Raw genomic sequence first — 22,089 nt, forward strand, 5'->3', positions numbered from 1 at the left:
GTTCTTATTGTTAACACAAGGGAGAAGAGATGATGCGCGTACTGGTTGTAGAGGATAATGCATTATTACGCCACCACCTGAAGGTTCAGCTCCAGGATTCAGGTCACCAGGTCGATGCCGCAGAAGATGCCAGGGAAGCTGATTACTACCTTAATGAACACCTTCCGGATATCGCTATTGTCGATTTAGGTCTGCCGGATGAAGACGGCCTTTCCTTAATACGCCGCTGGCGCAGCAGTGATGTTTCACTGCCGGTTCTGGTGTTAACCGCGCGCGAAGGCTGGCAGGATAAAGTCGAGGTTCTCAGCTCCGGGGCCGATGACTACGTGACGAAGCCATTCCACATCGAAGAGGTAATGGCGCGTATGCAGGCGTTAATGCGCCGTAATAGCGGTCTGGCCTCCCAGGTGATCAACATCCCGCCTTTCCAGGTGGATCTCTCACGCCGGGAATTATCCGTCAATGAAGAGGTCATCAAACTCACGGCGTTCGAATACACCATTATGGAAACGCTTATCCGTAACAACGGTAAAGTGGTCAGCAAAGATTCGCTGATGCTTCAGCTGTATCCGGATGCGGAATTGCGGGAAAGCCATACCATTGATGTTCTCATGGGGCGTCTGCGGAAAAAAATACAGGCCCAGTATCCGCACGATGTCATTACCACCGTACGCGGACAAGGATATCTTTTTGAATTGCGCTAATGAATAAATTTGCTCGCCATTTTCTGCCGCTGTCGCTGCGGGTTCGTTTTTTGCTGGCGACAGCCGGCGTCGTGCTGGTGCTTTCTCTGGCATATGGCATAGTGGCGCTGGTCGGCTATAGCGTAAGTTTTGATAAAACCACCTTTCGTTTGCTGCGCGGCGAAAGCAATCTGTTTTATACCCTCGCCAAATGGGAAAATAATAAAATCAGCGTTGAGCTGCCTGAAAATCTGGACATGCAAAGCCCGACCATGACGCTGATTTACGATGAAACGGGCAAATTATTATGGACGCAGCGCAACATCCCCTGGCTGATTAAAAGCATTCAACCGGAATGGTTAAAAACGAACGGCTTCCATGAAATTGAAACCAACGTAGACGCTACCAGCACGCTGTTGAGCGAGGACCATTCCGCACAGGAAAAACTCAAAGAAGTACGTGAAGATGACGATGATGCGGAGATGACCCACTCGGTAGCGGTAAATATTTATCCTGCCACGGCGCGGATGCCGCAGTTAACCATCGTGGTGGTCGATACCATTCCGATAGAGCTAAAACGCTCCTATATGGTATGGAGCTGGTTCGTATACGTGCTGGCCGCCAATTTACTGTTAGTCATTCCTTTACTGTGGATCGCCGCCTGGTGGAGCTTACGCCCTATCGAGGCGCTGGCGCGGGAAGTCCGCGAGCTTGAAGATCATCACCGCGAAATGCTCAATCCGGAGACGACGCGTGAGCTGACCAGCCTTGTGCGCAACCTTAATCAACTGCTCAAAAGCGAGCGTGAACGTTATAACAAATACCGCACGACCCTGACCGACCTGACGCACAGTTTAAAAACGCCGCTCGCGGTTTTGCAGAGTACGTTACGCTCTTTACGCAACGAAAAGATGAGCGTCAGCAAAGCTGAACCGGTGATGCTGGAACAGATCAGCCGGATTTCCCAGCAGATCGGCTATTATCTGCATCGCGCCAGTATGCGCGGTAGCGGCGTATTGTTAAGCCGCGAACTGCATCCCGTCGCGCCGTTGTTAGATAACCTGATCTCCGCGCTCAATAAAGTTTATCAGCGTAAAGGGGTGAATATCAGTATGGATATTTCACCAGAGATCAGTTTTGTCGGCGAGCAAAACGACTTTGTCGAAGTAATGGGCAACGTACTGGACAACGCTTGTAAATATTGCCTGGAGTTTGTCGAGATTTCGGCTCGCCAGACCGACGATCATTTGCATATTTTCGTCGAAGATGACGGCCCAGGCATTCCCCACAGCAAACGTTCCCTGGTGTTTGATCGCGGTCAGCGCGCCGATACCCTACGACCAGGACAAGGCGTGGGGCTGGCTGTCGCGCGCGAGATTACGGAACAATACGCCGGGCAGATCATTGCCAGCGACAGTCTGCTCGGCGGTGCCCGTATGGAGGTCGTTTTTGGCCGACAGCATCCCACACAGAAAGAGGAATAAACATTTCTGTGCGTTCTTCCACGCATCTCGTTAAGCATCCGTTATAATCGGTGTCAGATACCAGCCTGCGGATACTTAACATGGAATACCAATTAACTCTTAACTGGCCCGACTTTCTTGAACGCCACTGGCAAAAACGCCCGGTGGTCTTAAAACGTGGGTTTAGCAACTTTATCGATCCGCTCTCGCCGGATGAGCTGGCGGGGCTGGCGATGGAAAGCGAAATCGACAGCCGTCTCGTTAGCCATCAGGATGGCAAATGGCAGGTCAGCCATGGCCCTTTCGAAAGCTACGATCATCTGGGTGAGAGCAACTGGTCGCTGCTGGTACAGGCGGTAAACCACTGGCACGAACCCACCGCCGCCTTGATGCGCCCGTTCCGCGCTCTGCCGGACTGGCGTATCGACGATCTGATGATCTCCTTTTCCGTTCCCGGCGGCGGCGTTGGCCCGCATCTGGATCAGTATGATGTGTTTATTATCCAGGGAACCGGTCGCCGTCGCTGGCGCGTGGGCGAAAAGCTGCAAATGCGTCAGCACTGCCCACATCCCGACCTGTTACAAGTCGATCCGTTCGAGGCCATTATTGATGAAGAGCTGGAGCCGGGCGACATTCTGTATATTCCGCCAGGATTCCCGCATGAAGGCTATGCGCTGGAAAACGCCATGAACTATTCGGTCGGTTTTCGCGCGCCCAATAGCCGTGAGCTGATCAGCGGTTTTGCCGACTACGTCCTGCAACGGGAGTTGGGCAATACATACTACAGCGATCCGGATATGCCGTCCCGCAAGCATCCGGCGGATATCCTGCCGCAGGAGATGGATAAACTGCGTAATATGATGCTCGATTTGATCAATCAACCCGCGCATTTCCAACAGTGGCTTGGCGAGTTTCTCTCTCAGTCACGCCACGAACTGGATATTGCGCCGCCGGAGCCGCCGTATCAGCCTGATGAAATTTACGATGCCTTAAAGCAAGGCGAGGTATTAGTACGTCTCGGCGGGCTTCGCGTATTGCGTATCGGCGATGAGGTCTATGCGAATGGCGAAAAAATAGACTCTCCGCATCGCCCCGCTCTGGAGGCGCTCGCCAGTCATATTGCACTGACCGCTGAAAACTTCGGCGATGCGCTGGAAGACCCGTCCTTCCTCGCGATGCTGGCGGCACTGGTGAATAGCGGGTACTGGTTCTTCGAAGGATAAGAACATCGCAATGCCCGGCGACCGCCGGGCTGACGCAAACTATCCACAACGATCGCCGCCAGGTTTGGCGAAATCGTTATATTGCGGATCGCCCGGATAAATCGAGTGGGCCATTCGATGGCGAAATGACATTTGCCGATAGCGCCGCGCCAGTACGTTATCGCCAAGACCTTCGGCAATATTAGCCAGTTGCTGTAATCGTTCATATTGCATCTTTGCTGGATAAGCTACGGCATCAAGCGTAAAGGCGCGTTCCGCAAAGTCTTTTGCTTGTTCAAGCTGTTGATTATTCTTATAAAGCAGCGAAATACCATACAACACCATTGATACGTCAGACTGCCGACGTTTATATTCTTCCAGCAATGGGAGATAGAGGGAAGTACTGTCCAGGTCGATGTTTTCGGGCAAATAAAAGCGTAATCGTGATATTACCGTCGCCATTGGCGTTAAACGGCTCTGGTAATACGCGATAAGTTTAAGGTAGAGATCTTTCGCTTCCTTATAATGATGGCCCTGTGCATAAAAGCCAGCAAGATTATTGCTGTCAACCGTCATTTCGCCGAATTCGGCGCCATAAAGCGTTTGCTTAATTTTTAGCGCCTGACTTAGCGCATTAATCGCCTCGCTAATATGCCCTGCATTATAAGCAATATCCGCTTTCTGCTGCAAAAAAGAGGCGACGCGCTCACGATTATCCCAGGTTTTATCCCGTAAAATAACGCCCAGCCACTGCCGCTCCGTTGCGTCTATCTTCGCCAAATAATAGGCTTTACGCGCACTATCACATTCGACATCCCGCTCCTCCAGCGCATCAGAATAAGCGTCGCGCATCCTGTTTAAGGTATAAACCAATGCTTCCGTCGATGCCTTTTTGTCTTTAAGACGCCACGTTAATGCCTGCTCTTGCCAGGCTATCCGCTGACGGTAATCAACCTTGATCTCGTATCGCCACTGCTCTGTAGGTGAATACTCTATATGGCGATCGTCACTGTAAACATAAAAGGCCGCCAGGTGTTCAAACATATCGGCCCGATCGCCCGGATAAGTGCCCGCCGGAAATGTTTTCATTATTGCCCGCGCTCGCAGCAGCATTTGCGGCGTTAATTCAGGTTTACCCAGCCATTGATAAATATCGCTTTGTAATAGCAGGCTACGAACAAGCTGTATTGAGCGTTTGCCATATTGCCGCGAGGCCAGCCTCACCGCATCATCAATAAACGTCATGCAGGTTTCATCGCCGGTCATAAAACATGCTGCAGATTGTTGCTGGCGCTGGGACCAGGAAGGCGTATATTCGGCGCTCCAGGCAGAAAAATTGATGGCGGAAAATATCCCGCCATAAATAATAAAACGCTTCACCACAATGCGTAACATTCGCTACTGGCCGCGCTTCGCCGTCAGCTCCGCGATACGTACAATCACCTGTACCGCTTTTTCCATCCCCTCCAGCGTCACAAACTCATGTTTACCATGATAGTTATATCCGCCGGTAAAGAGATTAGGACACGGCAAGCCCATAAACGACAGTTGCGCCCCATCTGTACCGCCGCGAATCGGTTTCATCTCCGGCGTAATATGACAGTCGCGCATGGCCTGCTGGGCGATATCGAGAATATGCGGATGCTCAACCACTTTTTCGCGCATATTGTAATAACTGTCTTCAATCACCAGTTCGATATAGCAGTCCGGATGCAGCCCCTTACCGACTTTTTTGGCAATCTCCATCATTTTGCGTTTACGCGCTTCAAACTGCTTACGGTCGAAATCGCGAATGATGTAGTGCATTTCGGCCCGGTCAACGGTGCCTTTCATGCTGGCCAGATGATAAAACCCTTCGTAACCTTCGGTGGTTTCAGGCGCTTCATCCGCCGGCACTTCCGCGTGAATCCTCGCCGCCAACGACAGCGCATTGACCATCACGCCTTTCGCCGTACCAGGATGCACGTTATTGCCGACGATTTTGATATTCACCGAGGCGGCATTGAAGTTTTCAAACTCCAGTTCGCCCACGCCGCCGCCGTCGACCGTATAGGCCCATTGCGCGCCAAATGCCTCAACATCGAAGTGCTTCGCGCCTTTCCCTACCTCTTCGTCAGGCGTAAACGCCACTTTAATGTCGCCGTGGGGAATAGGATTACCTTTCAGCACCGCCAGCGCGGTCATGATCTCCGCAACACCGGCTTTATCGTCCGCACCCAGCAATGTCTTACCATCGGTAGTAATCAGCGTCTGTCCCAGTAATTGATGCAGTACCGGGAACATTACGGGTGACAACACCTCATCGCCAATCCCTAATGCTATATCGCCGCCGCGATAATTCTCGACAATCTGCGGGTTAACGTTTTTACCGCTGAAATCCGGAGAGGTATCCACATGGGAGATAAAACCAATGGCGGGAATATCCCCCTCAACATTGGCCGGGAGCGTCGCCATCAACGTCCCTTTTTCACTTAATGTAATGTTAACCAGCCCCATCTCTTCGAGCTGCTGTTTGAGCAAACGTAGTAACTTCCACTGCCCCTCAGTGCTGGGAACCTGCCGAACACCCGACTTTGATTGGGTATCCAGCGATACGTAGTGTAAAAAACGCTCAAGTAGTTTATCCATGCAGTCACCCTCACTTTTCGTGACAACATTATTAATAAGCAAGAAAAGACAAATATTGCGTCAGGTCACTTTTATCCCTGCAAACAAGAATATTTCACTTTGACACGCTTTCTGACTATAAAGCTAAGTCAGTAATTCGCAACAAGGATTGGCGATCACAGTGGTTTGCCGTAGAATGACCGCCCTCATTAAGAGTGATTAAGGTGGTTAACCACAAACCCCGCAGCGGTCAGCCATCCGTTGCGTTTACATGGGACAGAGTAAGAAATTGAATAATCAACCGCGTTCGCTTTCACCGCTGGTGCTTTTGTCTGGAATTAGCAAAAGTTTCGATGGCAAAGAGGTCATTTCGCAACTGGATTTGACCATTAACAATGGCGAATTCCTCACGCTGCTTGGCCCTTCCGGCTGTGGTAAAACAACCGTTCTTCGCCTGATTGCCGGCCTGGAAACCGTTGATGCCGGGCATATCATGTTGGATAACCAGGATATCACCCACGTTCCCGCCGAAAATCGTTATGTAAATACCGTATTTCAAAGCTACGCTTTATTTCCGCATATGACGGTGTTTGAAAATGTCGCGTTTGGCTTACGGATGCAAAAAACGCCAGCCGCCGAGATAGCGCCTCGCGTGACCGATGCGCTGCGTATGGTGCAGCTTGAAGAGTTTGCACAACGTAAACCGCACCAGCTTTCCGGCGGACAGCAGCAGCGTGTGGCTATCGCTCGCGCGGTGGTGAATAAACCTCGCCTGTTATTACTGGATGAATCGCTCTCCGCGCTGGACTATAAATTGCGCAAACAAATGCAGAACGAGCTTAAAGCATTACAGCGTAAACTCGGTATCACGTTTGTTTTTGTCACTCACGATCAGGAAGAAGCGCTCACCATGTCCGATCGTATCGTGGTAATGCGTAATGGCGTGATTGAGCAAGACGGCACGCCGCGTGAAATCTATGAAGAGCCAAAAAACCTGTTTGTCGCCGGTTTTATCGGCGAAATTAACCGCTTTGACGCAACCGTCATTGAACGGCTTGATGAACAGCGCGTCCGCGCCAGCGTAGAAGGTCGGGAGTGTAATATATACGTCAATTTCGCTGTCGAACCAGGCCAAAAACTGAACGTCCTGCTGCGACCGGAAGATCTACGCGTCGAAGAGATCAACGATGATAACCACATCGAAGGGCTTATCGGCTACGTGCGCGAGCGCAATTATAAAGGTATGACGCTGGAGTCGGTGGTTGAACTGGAAAATGGCAAAATGGTGATGGTCAGCGAATTCTTCAACGAAGACGATCCTGACTTCGACCATTCACTTGACCAAAAAATGGCCATTAGTTGGGTAGAAAGCTGGGAGGTCGTACTGGCTGATGAAGAACACAAGTAAATTCCAGAATGTAGTGATTGTCACTATCGTCGGTTGGCTTGTGTTGTTTGTTTTTCTGCCCAACCTGATGATCATTGGCACCAGCTTTCTGACCCGTGACGACGCCAGTTTCGTCAAGATGGTCTTTACGCTGGATAATTACGCACGCCTGCTCGATCCGCTCTATTTTGAAGTGCTCCTGCACTCTCTGAATATGGCGCTGATCGCCACCCTCTCCTGCCTGGTGCTGGGCTATCCTTTTGCCTGGTTCCTGGCGAAGTTACCGGAAAAGATACGTCCGTTATTGCTGTTTTTGCTGATCGTTCCTTTCTGGACCAACTCACTGATCCGCATCTATGGGCTAAAAATATTCCTGAGCACTAAAGGTTATCTCAATGAATTCCTGCTGTGGCTGGGCGTGATTGATACGCCGATTCGCATCATGTTCACCCCGAGCGCCGTTATTATCGGCCTGGTTTACATTTTGCTGCCGTTTATGGTCATGCCGCTCTACTCCAGCATTGAGAAGCTCGACAAACCGCTACTGGAGGCCGCACGCGATCTCGGCGCCAGTAAAATGCAAACGTTCATCCGCATCATTATTCCATTAACCATGCCGGGCATTGTCGCCGGTTGCCTGCTCGTGATGCTACCGGCAATGGGCCTGTTCTACGTCTCCGATTTAATGGGTGGCGCGAAAAACCTGCTGATTGGTAACGTCATTAAGGTACAGTTCCTGAATATTCGCGACTGGCCGTTTGGCGCGGCGACCAGCATTACGCTGACCATTGTGATGGGACTCATGCTGTTGATTTACTGGCGGGCTTCCCGCTTGTTGAATAAGAAGGTGAGTGATATAAGCGATTAATTGCGCAACGCTAACAAATCCACGCGCATTCAGGCATGAAGTTTATTCAAGGGTAAACTTCATGCCTCCGGCATAAAAAACGCATGAAAGCAGTTGCCGCCAGTATTGCAAATCTACAGCATCATCCGCGCCAGGCCTTCTTTTATTTTTACCTGTAGCGACGCTATCACAGACAGTAATGCGTTTATACGCGAAGCTCTCAGGTTTTATACTGATTGCCAGTCTCTTTTAAAAATTATATTACATCCGATGCGCCCGCAGTTGAGATAAAAAGGGTCGATTTAATCAATTATGTAATCATTTTTACTCCAGTATAAGTGAGATTAATATGCCGATTACTATAGGGAATGGTCTTTTAAAAAGTGAAATCCTTATCAACCCCCCAGGGAATACGAAAGAAACATGTTGCAAAGTTTTATGGGAAAAAATTAAAGACCTCTTTTTTTCTACTGGCAAAGCAAAAGCGGACCGTTGTCTACATGAGATGTTGTTTGCCGATCGCACCCCCACACGAGAGCGGCTTACAGAGATTTTTTTTGAGTTAAAAGAGTTAGCCTGCGCATCACAAAGAGATAGATTTCAGGTTTATAATCCTAATGAAAATGATGACACTATTATTCTTCGCATCATGGATCAAAACGAAGAGAACGAATTGTTACGTATCACTCAAAATACCGATGCCTTTACCTGTGAAGTCATGGGGAATGCTTATTTTTTAATAAAAGATCGCCCGGATATTTTAAAATCGCATCCACAAATGACGGCCATGATTAATACAAGATATAGCGACATCGCAGATTACCCCCTCCCTTCGACATTATGTCTCAATCTTGCTGGCGCGCCGACATTATCGGTTCCATTAGACAACATAGAGGGGTATTTATATTCTGAATGGAGAAAAGGACATTTAGATGAGTGGAAAACGCAAGAAAAGGTAACCTACCTGGCAGCGAAAATTCAGTCTGGGATTGAAAAGACAACGCGCATTTTACAGCATGCGAATATATCCGAAAGGACTCAGCAAAACGCATTTTTAGAAACAATGGCGAGGTGTGGATTAAAACAGCTTGAAATACCACCACCGCATACCCATATACCTATTGAAAAAATGGTAAAAGAGGTTTTACTGGCGGATAAGACGTTTCAGGCGTTCCTCGTAACGGATCCCAGCACCAGCCAAAGTATGTTAGCTGAGATAGTCGAAGCCATCTCTGATCAGGTTTTTCACGCCATTTTTAGAATAGACCCCCAGGCTATACAAAAAATGGCGGAAGAACAGTTAACCACGCTACACGTTCGCTCAGAACAACAAAGCGGCTGTTTATGTTGTTTTTTATAAAATCAGACGACGCTTTCTCAAACGTCACGTTCAGGGTTTACTCACGTACTTCCTGTTTGCCTACAGAGTAACCTCTTGCCTGGCGCAATAATGCCGCATATGACCGGATCGGATGAGAATAGTCATTTAAATGGCCTTTTTTTCCCGCTCGTCTGGCAATTTGTTGTAAAATTCGCGGCTTCAAGCGGCAGCTTGCTTCTTCCTGGCTGCTGATAACCGCGAGACGTTTTGGAGAGATTTTGGAGAAGAGAAAAAATTGATCATTTTCAATACTCTAAAAGCACCCCATCCTCTGAATAAGAAGGTGGAACTTGAATGATCGGTCGGCTGCTCCGTCGCGGTTTCATGACTGCCATCTATGCGTATCTGTATATTCCCATCATTATTCTGATCGTGAACTCCTTCAACAGTTCGCGGTTCGGCATTAACTGGCAGGGCTTTACCACTAAATGGTACGAACTCCTGGTCAATAACGACAGTCTGTTGCAGGCCGCTCAACATTCACTGACGATGGCGATTTTTTCAGCGACCTTCGCCACGTTGATTGGCTCGTTAACCGCGGTGGCGCTTTATCGCTACCGCTTTCGCGGGAAGCCATTCGTCAGCGGGATGCTGTTTGTAGTAATGATGTCGCCGGATATCGTGATGGCGATCTCCCTGCTGGTGCTGTTTATGTTACTCGGCATTCAACTGGGCTTTTGGTCGTTGCTGTTCTCGCACATCACCTTTAGCCTGCCGTTTGTGGTCGTCACGGTCTATTCGCGCCTGAAAGGCTTTGATGTCAGAATGCTGGAAGCCGCAAAAGACCTGGGGGCCAGTGAGGTAACGATTTTACGCAAAATCATTCTGCCGCTGGCGATGCCGGCGGTGGCGGCGGGCTGGTTGCTGAGTTTTACGTTGTCGATGGACGATGTAGTAGTCTCGTCGTTTGTCACCGGGCCGGGCTATGAAATTTTACCCTTAAAGATTTATTCCATGGTAAAAGTCGGCGTTTCACCAGAAGTGAACGCGCTGGCGACCGTTTTATTGGTGCTGTCTCTGGTAATGGTCATTGCCAGCCAGCTTATTGCTCGTGATAAAACCAAGGGCCGATAAGGCCCGTAATTCAGGGGACGTTAAATGAAAAAATGGTCACGCCACCTGCTCGCGGCGGGCGCCCTGGCGCTGGGTATGAGTGCCGCTCATGCCTCCGACAACGACACGCTCTATTTCTATAACTGGACTGAGTATGTGCCGCCGGGCCTGCTGGAACAGTTCACTAAAGAGACAGGCATTAAGGTGATTTATTCGACCTACGAGTCGAACGAAACCATGTATGCCAAACTCAAAACCTATAAAGATGGCGCGTATGACCTGGTTGTTCCTTCTACATACTATGTCGACAAAATGCGCAAAGAAGGCATGATCCAGAAGATCGATAAGTCGAAATTAACCAATTTCCACAACCTCGATCCGGAAATGCTCAACAAACCGTTTGACCCCAACAACGATTATTCTGTCCCGTATATCTGGGGCGCAACGGCGATTGGCGTGAACAGCGATGCTATCGATCCAAAAACCATTACCAGCTGGGCTGACTTGTGGAAACCGGAATATAAAAACAGCCTGCTTTTAACCGACGATGCGCGAGAAGTCTTCCAGATGGCGCTGCGCAAGCTAGGTTATTCCGGTAACACTACCGATCCGAAAGAGATTGAAGCGGCATATGAAGAGTTGAAAAAACTGATGCCGAACGTAGCGGCCTTCAACTCCGATAATCCGGCGAATCCGTATATGGAAGGGGAAGTCAACCTGGGGATGGTGTGGAACGGTTCGGCCTTCGTTGCTCGTCAGGCTGGCACGCCGCTGGAGGTCGTCTGGCCGAAGGAAGGCGGTATTTTCTGGATGGATAGCCTGGCTATTCCGGCGAATGCGAAGAATAAAGAGGGTGCACTGAAGCTAATCAACTTCCTGCTGCGTCCTGACGTCGCGAAAGAGGTGGCAGAAACCATCGGCTACCCTACCCCCAACCTGGCGGCGCGTAAGCTGTTAAGCCCGGAGGTCGCCAATGATAAGTCGCTCTATCCGGATGCGCAAACCATCAGCAAAGGCGAGTGGCAAAACGATGTCGGCGACGCCAGCGCCATTTATGAAGAATATTATCAGAAGCTAAAAGCAGGACGCTAATTCAGCTAAAGCGCCTGTCGGGCCTACAGATGAACGTAACGTGAAATGTAGGCCGGATAAGGCGTTACCGGGCAAACAGCACTACAGCCCTTTCAGGAATTTATCAACAAATTCCGGCACAACCTGGCTTGCCGGGCCGTAGTGCTTCTCTCCAAACTCGCTGCCGACCTGGCTTGGCTCAAGATTCAGTTCCACCGTATGTGCGCCGTGCAGTTTTGCTTCATGCACAAAACCCGCAGCCGGATAGACATGACCGGATGTGCCAATGGCGATAAAAATATCCGCCATCGACAGCGCCATATAAATTTCATCCATGCCAAGCGGCATCTCGCCAAACCACACCACGTGCGGACGTAGCGGCGCCGGGAACTGACAGCAGTGACATTTATCTTCCGGCATCACATCGCCGTTCCATTCCAGAATCTGGCCGCTTTGCGAACAGCGCACCTTCAACAGCTCGCCATGCATATGAATGATGTTGCGATTGCCCGCGCGTTCATGCAAATTGTCGATGTTTTGCGTCACCAGCAAAAAGCGATCGCCAAGCGCTTCTTCAAGCTTCGCTAACGCCAGATGCGCCGCATTGGGTTGTATTTCCGGCTGTTGAAGCTGCTGACGGCGGGCATTATAAAATGTCTGCACCATTCCCGGATTACGGGCGAATCCTTCCGGCGTGGCCACATCTTCAACCCGATGCTCTTCCCAAAGGCCATCCGCCGCGCGAAACGTACGAATACCAGACTCTGCAGAAATTCCTGCACCTGTAAGGACTAATACTCTTGGGTTTTCCATCATTTCCGGCACCACTCTGTCTCTGAAAAAGATCCGCTGGCGCAGACGTTCACGCAACAGACGTTTATTTTTACGAAAGCGGCTTAATCGATGAAACCGACGCGACTGCATAACAACCTCTTTTTTTGATTAGTCGGTAAGATGTAAAAAAGCAGCACCGCGCATCCCACCTGCATCCCCATGCCGCGCACGCTCAATGCGCGGCGCGCGGGCAACAGGGAGGAGATGGCGCGGCAGTCTTTCCGCCAGTTGCGTTGTTATTGCCGTAAAGTTCGATAGTCCGCCGCCGATCACCAATAAATCGGGATCGACAATCGTCAGTATATTCCCCAGACAAACCGCCAGTAAATCCAGATAGCGCTCAACATGCGCGTGCGCCTGCTCATCACCCTGCTCCCACAACGCGATAATCTCCGGCGCCTGCAGCGATTGATCATAATAATGCTGATATAGCCACGCAAACCCGCGCCCGGACAGATAATTCTCAATGCAGCCCATCTGGCCGCATCCACAACGGCGGAGAGGAAAATCAAACCCCATCAACGTTAGCGCGTCAACCGGCAAACGCATATGGCCAAACTCGCCGGTGATATAGCTCTGACCGGTAATCGGCTTCCCGTTTAGCACCAGGCCACCGCCGACGCCGGTGCCGAGGATAAGCCCCATAACCAAAGGATATTGCGTGAATTCATCATCCCAGGCTTCGGACAAGGCAAAACAGTTAGCGTCATTGTCCAGACGCACATCGCGATCCAGTCGGGCGCTGAGATCGGCGCGCAACGGCTTACCGCTGGCTGCCGGGACATTCGCGGCGTACAGCGTGCCGTCTTCAGTTTCCGGCATACCGGGTATGCCAATCCCTACCGACCCTTTTACGCCAAATCGCTGGTCGGCTTCCGCGACCAGTTCGCACACGGCGTCTAAAAAGGCGCTATAGCTGGTATGGGGCGTGGGAACCCGTTTTTCCCACTGCAGCCGCCGCGTTGAGTCAAATACGCCTAACGCAATCTTTGTTCCGCCAATGTCAAACCCGTAATACATCACCGCTCCTTGTTTTTATATTCCGCGATTACTGGCCGCTCAATACTCGCGCAGGGTCAATGTTGCTCGCCCGCCGCGCCGGATACCAGCTCGCCAGTAAGCTTAACAACAACGCCGTGACCAGTACGTAAACAACGTCCAGCCAATGTAATTCGGATGGCAGGAAGTCGATAAAATAGATATCGCCGGACAAAAACTGATGCCCGATCGCCTTTTCAATCCCATTAATAATGGCGGTAAGCTGAAGCGAAACGACAACGCCGATCGCCACGCCAATCAAGCTGCCCAGCAAGCCCGCCAGTAGTCCGTACCAGACGAAAATGGCACGAATCAAACCATCTTTCGCCCCCAGCGTTCTTAATACCGCAATGTCGCCGCTTTTGTCTTTTACCGCCATCACTAAGGTGGAAACGATATTAAAACAGGCCACGCCGATCACCAGAATCATCGCCAGATACATAATGGCGCGAATCATCTGGATATCGCGATACATATAGCCATAGGTGCCGATCCAGCTCTTAATGTAGACATAGCTGTTAGTCACCTCACCCGCGTCACGCACCAGTTTGTTCGCATTAAACACGTCATGGACTTTAAGCGCGATACCGGAAACGCTGGACCCCATATCCAGATACTGCTGCGCATCCTCAAGCGGGATCATGGCGAAGCTGTGATCGAGCTGGCCGCTCAGTTGCAGAATCCCGATGACATGCAAACGCACGCGTTTGGGCTGGAGCAGCTTATGGTCGGCATTCGCATTGGGGATCATGATGGACACCCAGTCGCCCTGTTTCACGTTCAGCGCATCGGCGACGCCTTTGCCGATAATGATCTGCTGCTCGCCCGCTTTGAAATGATCCCAGGCGTGATTTTGCACAAATGACGGTAACGCGCTAAGCTGCTGCTCTTGCTTAGGGTCGACGCCTTTAACCTGAATGGCGCGCAAATTCGCCCCGCTCTCTACCAGGCCGGTAAAATTGATATACGGCGCGGCGGCGGCAATGCCCGGCACCTTCTGCACTTTTGCCAGCGCTTCACGCCAGTTGGTCCACGGCTGATTGACCGCTTCAATCTCCCCGTGCGGAACCACCGCCAGAATACGGTTATTCAACTCGCGTTCGAAACCGTTCATCGCGCTTAAACCGACAATCAACACCGCCACGCCCAGCGCGATACCGATGGTAGAAATGACGGAAATGAGCGAAACCATACCGCCGCGCCGCCGTCCACGGCTGAAACGCAAGCCAATTAGCAATGATAAAGGCGACGCCATTACTCAGCCCCCATCAGGCTCAGTTCCGCCGTCAGGCGACCATCGCGCATCTCAAGCTGGCGGCTCATACGTTTCGCCAGTTGCAAATCGTGAGTCACCACCAGAAACGCGGTTCCCTGCAGACGATTTAACTCGCCCAGAAGCTCAAAAATACTGTCGGCATTACGCGCATCCAGATTACCGGTCGGCTCATCCGCCAGTACCAGACGCGGATTATTCACCAACGCGCGCGCTATCGCGACACGCTGGCGCTCACCGCCGGAAAGTTCCGAAGGTCGATGGGTTGCGCGATGCTCCAGCCCTACGGCGTGCAGCATTTCTCGCGCCCGAGCGTCAATCTCCGCCGGTTTCTTTTTGCCAATCAATAATGGCATCGCCACGTTTTCCAGCGCCGTAAAATCCGGCAGGAGATGATGAAACTGATAGATAAACCCCAGTTTCTGGTTACGTAATTCCGCTTTTGCCGCAGAAGAGAGTTTGCTCATCGGCTGGCCGCTAAAAATCACATCGCCGGAGGTGGGCGTATCCAGCCCGCCTAACAGGTGCAGCAACGTACTTTTACCCGAACCGGAACTGCCGACGATCGCCATCATTTCGCCTTCGCCGATACTGAAGCTGACATCGTGCAACACGTCGGTTTGTACGGTGCCTTCCTGATAGCGTTTGCACAGGTTGTCGCATTGCAACAGGATCTTATTCATAACGTAAAGCCTCAGCGGGTTGAGTGGCGGCAGCGCGCCAGGAAGGATAAAGCGTAGAAAGCAGCGCGATGGCCATTGCCACCAGCGCGATAACGATCACCTGTAATGGCTCTATCGCCACGGGCAACGCAGCGCCATCCAGAAACGCGCCGATGATCGGCATCAGGTTATTTAGTTGGCTGGCAAGCAATGCGCCCAGCGCGGCGCCCAACAGCGCGCCGATAATCCCGGCGCTGGCACCCTGCACCATAAAGACCATCATAATTTGTCGCGGCGTCAGCCCTTGAGTTTGTAAAATCGCCACTTCGCCCTGCTTCTCCATGACCATCAGGCCCAACGAAGTAATAATGTTAAAAGCCGCGACCGCCACGATGAGACTCAGCAACAATCCCATCATGTTCTTTTCCATGCGCACAGCCTGGAACAACTCGCCTTTGCGTTCGCGCCAGTCCTGCCACTTCGTGCCTTGCGGCAGCGTCTGTTGGCTGAGGGTATCGACTTGCAGCGGTTCATCCAGCCACAGACGCCAGCCGGTAATATTGCCTGCCGGATAGCGCATTAAACGCGACGCGTCCTGAATATTGACCAGCATTTCATAGCCATCGACCTCGCTATTGGCGGCAAATGTGCCAATCACCGTAAACAGACGCTGGCTGGGCAGGCGTCCCATTGGCGTAAACTGGCTGGCAGATGGCACCATTAGCCGAATCTGATCGCCGCGGTTGACCCCTAACTGTCCGGCGAGCTGCTCGCCGAGGATGACATTATACTTACCCGGCTGTAATTCGCTTTGCTTCACATTGACCAGATACGGCGTTAACGGATCTTTTTGCGCCGGATCGATACCCAACATCACGCCAACCGCAACGCTACGCGCGCTTTGCAGTACGACATCGCCCGTCGTCAGCGGCGCAATACGGTTAACGCCTTGCAGATTCACCGCTTTTTCCGGCATCTGATTCGGGTTAAGAGAGCCATGTTCAGCAGAGAGGATGGCCTGAGGCATCAAACCAAGAATGTTATTTTGCAGTTCGCGCTCAAAACCGTTCATCACCGACAATACCGTGACCAGCGCCATCACCCCCAGGGTAATGCCGATAGTGGAAAGCCAGGAAACGAAGCGACCGAAGCGATCTGCTGCACGCCCGCGCATGTAACGCAGGCCAATGAATAGAGCGACAGGTTGATACATGTAATCCGTCTGGTTGCTGTTAGCAAAGTCCCGAGTATATAAGCGAAAGCGGAATGCGTAAATGTCTGAACCGTAAGAGTTCGTCAGCGTTATTCTGAAAAAGGCCGACAAATCAAGTCACTTACATGTTCATACTTTACCTGTTCGGCGTGTTATGCGGCGGATTCAATTTGCTAATAAACAACGATCGCGGATAATAAAGAACATTGCTTATCAGTCATATGCCCCTGAATACCTGAGTCCTTCATGCTGTCCTGGCGCGCAGCCAACCATGAAACAGCCTGAAGGGTGACGCGTAGAGTGCGGCGTAAAACAAAAAGAGATACTGACAACCGTTATGCCTGAAAAACAACGTTACACGCTGCCGACAAAAGCGGGCGATCAGCGCCAGTTGGGCGAACTTACCGGCGCCGCCTGCGCTACGCTGGTGGCGGAGATAGCCGAACGCCATGCCGGTCCGGTGGTACTCATAGCGCCTGACATGCAAAATGCTCTGCGATTGCATGATGAAATCCGCCAGTTTACCGATCAGATGGTGATGAACCTGGCGGACTGGGAAACGCTACCGTATGACAGCTTCTCCCCGCATCAGGAAATTATCTCTTCGCGTCTGTCCACGCTCTACCAGTTGCCGTCAATGCAGCGCGGCGTCTTGATTGTACCGGTAAACACCCTGATGCAGCGCGTTTGTCCGCATAGCTATCTGCATGGTCATGCGCTGGTGATGAAAAAAGGCCAGCGGCTGTCCCGCGACGCTCTGCGCGCGCAGCTTGACAGCGCCGGTTATCGGCATGTCGATCAGGTGATGGAGCATGGCGAATACGCGACGCGCGGCGCGCTGTTGGATCTCTTTCCGATGGGCAGCGAACAGCCTTATCGCCTCGACTTTTTTGATGATGAAATCGACAGCCTGCGTCTGTTTGACGCGGATACCCAACGTACGCTGGAGGAGGTCGAGGCCATCAATTTGTTGCCCGCGCACGAATTTCCTACCGACAAAGCCGCTATTGAGCTTTTCCGTAGCCAGTGGCGCGATACCTTTGAGGTAAAACGCGACGCCGAGCACATCTATCAGCAGGTCAGCAAAGGCACCCTGCCCGCCGGGATCGAATACTGGCAGCCGCTCTTTTTCAGCGAACCGTTACCGCCATTATTTAGCTATTTCCCCGCCAATACTCTGGTGGTGAATACTGGCTCGCTGGAAACCAGCGCCGAACGCTTTCAGGCCGATACGCTGGCGCGTTTTGAAAATCGCGGCGTCGATCCTATGCGCCCGCTTTTGCCGCCGGAAGCCCTCTGGCTACGGGTAGATGAGCTCTTTTCCGAGCTTAAACGCTGGCCTCGCCTCCAGCTTAAAACCGACCATCTGCCGGAAAAAGCCGCCAATACCAATCTTGGTTTCCAGAAATTACCGGATTTGGCTATCCAGGCGCAGCAGAAAGCGCCGCTGGACGCGCTGCGTAAATTCCTCGAATCTTTCAGCGGTCCGGTGATTTTTTCGGTGGAAAGCGAAGGACGCCGCGAAGCGCTGGGAGAGCTCCTGGCTCGCATAAAAATCGCGCCGAAGCGAATATTACGCCTGGACGAGGCGCAGGATGCGGGACGCTATCTGATGATTGGCGCCGCAGAACATGGCTTTATCGACACCCAACGCAATCTGGCGCTGATTTGTGAAAGCGATCTCTTGGGTGAGCGGGTGGCGCGTCGCCGCCTGGATTCCCGCCGCACGATCAACCCGGATACGTTGATTCGTAACCTGGCGGAGCTCCACGTCGGTCAACCGGTAGTGCATCTGGAGCACGGCGTCGGACGCTATGCCGGCATGACCACTCTGGAGGCTGGCGGCATCAAGGGTGAATATCTGATGCTCACCTACGCCAATGACGCCAAACTGTATGTGCCGGTTTCCTCATTGCATCTGATTAGCCGCTATGCCGGCGGCGCGGAAGAAAGTGCGCCGCTGCATAAACTGGGCGGCGACGCCTGGTCGCGCGCCCGGCAGAAAGCGGCGGAAAAAGTGCGCGATGTCGCAGCGGAACTGTTGGATATTTATGCGCAACGGGCGGCAAAAGAGGGGTTTGCCTTTAAGCATGATCGTGAGCAGTATCAGTTATTCTGCGACAGCTTCCCGTTTGAAACGACGCCCGATCAGGCACAGGCGATTAACGCCGTATTGAGCGATATGTGCCAACCGCTGGCGATGGACAGGCTGGTGTGCGGCGACGTCGGCTTCGGCAAAACCGAAGTGGCGATGCGCGCCGCGTTCCTGGCGGTGGAAAACCATAAACAAGTAGCGGTACTGGTGCCGACCACGCTGCTGGCGCAGCAACACTATGATAACTTCCGCGACCGTTTCGCCAACTGGCCGGTACGCATTGAGATGCTGTCCCGCTTTCGCAGCGCCAAAGAGCAGACACAAATCCTGGCGGAAGCCGCCGAGGGTAAGATCGATATTCTGATCGGTACGCATAAACTGCTACAAAGCGATGTGAAGCTGCGCGACCTGGGCCTGCTGATTGTCGATGAAGAGCACCGTTTCGGCGTGCGCCACAAAGAGCGAATTAAGGCGATGCGCGCCGATGTCGATATTCTGACGCTCACGGCGACGCCGATCCCGCGGACGCTGAATATGGCGATGAGCGGTATGCGCGATCTCTCCATTATCGCCACCCCCCCTGCCCGTCGTCTGGCGGTAAAAACCTTTGTCCGCGAGTATGATAGCCTGGTAGTAAGGGAAGCGATTCTGCGTGAAATCCTGCGCGGCGGTCAGGTTTACTATTTGTACAATGACGTCGAAAATATTCAGAAAGCCGCAGAGCGGCTGGCGGAACTGGTGCCGGAAGCGCGAATCGCTATAGGCCACGGGCAGATGCGCGAACGTGAGCTGGAACGGGTCATGAACGATTTCCACCATCAACGTTTTAACGTGCTGGTGTGTACTACCATTATCGAAACGGGGATCGACATTCCCACCGCTAACACGATCATCATTGAACGCGCGGATCATTTCGGCCTCGCGCAGTTGCACCAGCTGCGTGGCCGCGTTGGGCGCTCGCACCACCAGGCCTACGCCTGGCTGTTGACGCCACATCCTAAGGCCATGACCACCGATGCGCAAAAACGGCTGGAGGCGATTGCGTCGCTGGAGGATTTAGGCGCCGGGTTTGCGCTGGCGACCCACGATCTGGAGATCCGCGGCGCGGGCGAACTGCTTGGCGAAGAGCAAAGCGGCTCAATGGAAACCATTGGCTTCTCACTCTACATGGAACTGCTGGAAAACGCCGTTGATGCGCTGAAAGCAGGCCGCGAACCCTCGCTGGAAGATCTCACCAGTCAGCAAACGGAAGTCGAGCTGCGAATGCCGTCGTTACTGCCGGATGATTTTATTCCGGATGTTAATACCCGGCTGTCATTCTATAAACGCATTGCCAGCGCGAAGAACGAAAACGAGCTGGAAGAGATCAAAGTGGAATTGATCGACCGCTTCGGCCTGCTGCCCGATCCGGCGCGTAATCTGCTGGATATCGCCCGCCTGCGCCAACAGGCGCAAAAGCTCGGCATCCGAAAACTGGAGGGTAACGAGAAAGGCGGAACGATTGAGTTCGCCGAGAAAAACCACGTTGACCCCGCCTGGCTTATCGGGTTGCTGCAAAAACAGCCGCAGCATTTCCGTCTGGATGGCCCGACGCGCCTCAAGTTTATTCAGGATTTAAGCGAACGTAAAACGCGTATAGACTGGGTACGCCAGTTTATGCAGCAACTGGAAGAAAACGCTATTGCATAAGCGTCAGGTCGGGCGTCATTACTCTGCGTCCGGCCTAATCTTTACAAATTCTTTGCACTTCCCTGCAGTTCCAGACACAGCCAGCCGCCATAATTCTTATTTCCTCTTTTATAAAAATAACCACATAATAATCATGGGTTTATTATAATGTTCAACAATACGCGACTCTCTCGCTGGTGGGCGTTGTTTGCGCTTACCGCGACCATCATGCTTGCCCTTCCCGCGCAGGCGAATACGTGGCCTCTTCCACCCCCCGGCAGTCGACTGGTGGGAGAAAATAAATTCCATGTCGTTGAAGACGACGGCGGCTCGCTGGAGGCGATCGCCAAAAAATATAACGTGGGCTTTTTAGCCCTGTTACAGGCCAACCCCGGCATTGATCCTTACGTGCCACGCGCAGGCAGCGTGCTAACGATTCCGCTGCAAACGCTGCTACCGGACGCGCCACGTGAAGGTATCGTCATTAACCTCGCGGAATTACGGCTTTACTATTATCAACCGGGGAAAAATACGGTCACGGTCTACCCTATCGGGATTGGCCAACTGGGCGGCGATACCCTGACGCCAACGATGGTGACGACCATTTCGGATAAACGCGCCAATCCAACCTGGACGCCGACCGCCAATATTCGCGCCCGTTATAAAGCGCAAGGCATCGATCTCCCCGCCGTGGTGCCTGCCGGTCCCGATAACCCAATGGGGCATCACGCGATTCGTTTAGCGGCCTACGGCGGCGTCTATCTGTTACATGGCACGAATGCCGATTTTGGCATTGGTATGCGCGTCAGTTCCGGCTGTATCCGTCTGCGCGACGGTGATATAGAGACATTGTTCCGTCAGGTCACGCCGGGAACCAAAGTGAATATTATCAATACGCCGATTAAAGCCTCGGTGGAGCCAGGCGGCGTGCGACTGGTGGAAGTTCATCAGCCGCTGTCTAAAAATATAGGCGACGATCCGCAGGTGCTGCCGATTGTGCTGAATGGCCCGATGCAGACCTTTAAGGACGCACCGCAGACCGATGCCGCGGTGATGGAACATGTTATGGAAGTGCGCTCCGGAATGCCGGTGGATGTAACCCGTCAAGCAGAGGCGAAACCGCAGTCGCTGTAAGCGTGAATAGCTGACCGACAAAAAAGCCTCGCGATGCATCGCGAGGCTTTCTCTTTTTATTGTGGCAATCGCAGCGGCATTAATGAGGGTTAATGCTTACTTATAGATTACCGCTGTACCGTGAAGGGTATTCGGGCCGGTAACAGAGGTAATACGGAAAGACTTCGCCCCCATCTCCTGCGCTTTTTGCGCCAGCTGATCTTCCAGCGAGCCCAGATTCGTGCCGCCATTCGCGGAAATGGTGCCGAACTTCTGTTGACCTTCTGGCGTTGCCTGAACTTCAACGGCGGCGAAGCTGGCGAATGAGAGCGAACTCAGTACGGCAGCAGCGATGAGGGTTTTTACGTTTTTCATAGTGATGACCTTTAGCAGATGAATGGGTGTCGCAAGCATTAACTTAACGATCGATAAGTTAATCATAGATGTGATCTACATCACACGTCAACTTCTTTTTATAATGATCGTTATATAATTTATA

Annotated in this window: 18 protein-coding genes; 10 read left to right on the top strand and 8 right to left on the bottom strand. The window is 52.1% G+C overall.

All coding sequences use genetic code 11. From position 1 onward, the window contains the following. Positions 1 to 32: 32 nt before the first annotated feature. The 3 genes from phoP to roxA all read left to right on the top strand — a co-directional run bounded on the left by phoP (position 33) and on the right by roxA (position 3,369). Positions 33 to 704, top strand: a complete 672-nt coding sequence (gene phoP / locus NA330_RS02765; protein ID WP_001537766.1) for a two-component system response regulator PhoP — start codon at positions 33 to 35, stop codon at positions 702 to 704. Then, positions 704 to 2,167: a two-component system sensor histidine kinase PhoQ gene (phoQ, locus tag NA330_RS02770; RefSeq protein WP_001031687.1), complete on the top strand. Its 1,464-nt coding sequence runs from the start codon at positions 704 to 706 to the stop codon at positions 2,165 to 2,167. Before phoP ends, phoQ begins: the two co-directional genes overlap by 1 nt. 80 nt (positions 2,168 to 2,247) lie before the next feature. Next, complete coding sequence (gene roxA, locus NA330_RS02775; RefSeq protein ID WP_000456514.1) at positions 2,248 to 3,369, top strand: [50S ribosomal protein L16]-arginine 3-hydroxylase; 1,122 nt, start codon at positions 2,248 to 2,250, stop codon at positions 3,367 to 3,369. A 39-nt stretch (positions 3,370 to 3,408) separates the two neighbouring features. Here roxA and NA330_RS02780 read toward each other — a convergent pair whose 3' ends face one another. Then, complete coding sequence (locus NA330_RS02780; protein ID WP_023242108.1) at positions 3,409 to 4,743, bottom strand: periplasmic protein; 1,335 nt, start codon at positions 4,741 to 4,743, stop codon at positions 3,409 to 3,411. A 3-nt stretch (positions 4,744 to 4,746) separates the two neighbouring features. Then, entirely contained in the window at positions 4,747 to 5,976 is a 1,230-nt protein-coding gene (gene pepT / locus NA330_RS02785) for a peptidase T (protein WP_000359410.1), read from the bottom strand. A gap of 250 nt (positions 5,977 to 6,226) precedes the next feature. On the opposite strand from pepT, the gene potA reads away from it, so the two are divergent. From potA to potD, 5 genes are all read left to right on the top strand, one after another. Further along, the gene (gene potA / locus NA330_RS02790; RefSeq protein ID WP_000531607.1) at positions 6,227 to 7,363 is read left to right on the top strand and encodes a spermidine/putrescine ABC transporter ATP-binding protein PotA; all 1,137 of its coding nucleotides are present in this window, start codon (positions 6,227 to 6,229) and stop codon (positions 7,361 to 7,363) included. Further along, positions 7,347 to 8,210: a spermidine/putrescine ABC transporter permease PotB gene (potB, locus tag NA330_RS02795; RefSeq protein WP_000799391.1), complete on the top strand. Its 864-nt coding sequence runs from the start codon at positions 7,347 to 7,349 to the stop codon at positions 8,208 to 8,210. The genes potA and potB overlap by 17 nt, the downstream gene beginning before the upstream one ends. Before the next feature lie 328 nt (positions 8,211 to 8,538). Next, positions 8,539 to 9,549 carry an SPI-2 type III secretion system effector SifA gene (gene sifA, locus NA330_RS02800; protein WP_023182051.1) on the top strand — a complete coding sequence of 337 codons (1,011 nt, stop codon included), beginning with the start codon at positions 8,539 to 8,541 and terminating at the stop codon, positions 9,547 to 9,549. Positions 9,550 to 9,864: 315 nt separating this feature from the next. Next, entirely contained in the window at positions 9,865 to 10,644 is a 780-nt protein-coding gene (potC, locus tag NA330_RS02805) for a spermidine/putrescine ABC transporter permease PotC (RefSeq protein ID WP_052894872.1), read from the top strand. Positions 10,645 to 10,668: 24 nt separating this feature from the next. Next, positions 10,669 to 11,715, top strand: a complete 1,047-nt coding sequence (potD, locus tag NA330_RS02810) for a spermidine/putrescine ABC transporter substrate-binding protein PotD (protein WP_000759329.1) — start codon at positions 10,669 to 10,671, stop codon at positions 11,713 to 11,715. A gap of 81 nt (positions 11,716 to 11,796) precedes the next feature. On the opposite strand, the gene cobB is transcribed toward potD, so the two are convergent. The 5 genes from cobB to lolC are packed head-to-tail and all read right to left on the bottom strand — an operon-like array spanning position 11,797 to position 16,714. Then, positions 11,797 to 12,618 (bottom strand): Sir2 family NAD+-dependent deacetylase, encoded by an 822-nt coding sequence (gene cobB, locus NA330_RS02815; RefSeq protein ID WP_438796409.1) that lies wholly within the window; start codon positions 12,616 to 12,618, stop codon positions 11,797 to 11,799. A gap of 18 nt (positions 12,619 to 12,636) precedes the next feature. After that, complete coding sequence (gene nagK, locus NA330_RS02820) at positions 12,637 to 13,548, bottom strand: N-acetylglucosamine kinase (protein WP_000291330.1); 912 nt, start codon at positions 13,546 to 13,548, stop codon at positions 12,637 to 12,639. A 28-nt stretch (positions 13,549 to 13,576) separates the two neighbouring features. After that, positions 13,577 to 14,821 carry a lipoprotein-releasing ABC transporter permease subunit LolE gene (lolE, locus tag NA330_RS02825; RefSeq protein ID WP_000168091.1) on the bottom strand — a complete coding sequence of 415 codons (1,245 nt, stop codon included), beginning with the start codon at positions 14,819 to 14,821 and terminating at the stop codon, positions 13,577 to 13,579. Continuing rightward, positions 14,821 to 15,522 (bottom strand): lipoprotein-releasing ABC transporter ATP-binding protein LolD, encoded by a 702-nt coding sequence (gene lolD, locus NA330_RS02830; protein ID WP_001033714.1) that lies wholly within the window; start codon positions 15,520 to 15,522, stop codon positions 14,821 to 14,823. The genes lolE and lolD overlap by 1 nt, the downstream gene beginning before the upstream one ends. Further along, on the bottom strand, positions 15,515 to 16,714 hold the full coding sequence (lolC, locus tag NA330_RS02835; protein WP_001518787.1) for a lipoprotein-releasing ABC transporter permease subunit LolC: 1,200 nt from the start codon (positions 16,712 to 16,714) through the stop codon (positions 15,515 to 15,517). The genes lolD and lolC overlap by 8 nt, the downstream gene beginning before the upstream one ends. Positions 16,715 to 17,051: 337 nt before the next feature. On the opposite strand from lolC, the gene mfd reads away from it, so the two are divergent. Both mfd and ldtC read left to right on the top strand, forming a co-directional pair. Then, entirely contained in the window at positions 17,052 to 20,498 is a 3,447-nt protein-coding gene (gene mfd / locus NA330_RS02840; RefSeq protein ID WP_001114323.1) for a transcription-repair coupling factor, read from the top strand. A 147-nt stretch (positions 20,499 to 20,645) separates the two neighbouring features. Continuing rightward, complete coding sequence (gene ldtC / locus NA330_RS02845; protein WP_023212269.1) at positions 20,646 to 21,611, top strand: L,D-transpeptidase LdtC; 966 nt, start codon at positions 20,646 to 20,648, stop codon at positions 21,609 to 21,611. Between the two features lie 96 nt (positions 21,612 to 21,707). Here the strand turns inward: ldtC and bhsA are convergent, their stop codons facing one another. After that, a complete protein-coding gene (gene bhsA / locus NA330_RS02850; RefSeq protein ID WP_000800159.1) occupies positions 21,708 to 21,965 on the bottom strand; it encodes a multiple stress resistance protein BhsA in 258 nt (85 codons plus the stop codon). Positions 21,966 to 22,089: the final 124 nt, after the last annotated feature.

It is taken from the genome of Salmonella sp. NW722 (genome assembly GCF_051702785.1).
Taxonomy (GTDB): Bacteria; Pseudomonadota; Gammaproteobacteria; order Enterobacterales; family Enterobacteriaceae; genus Salmonella; species Salmonella enterica.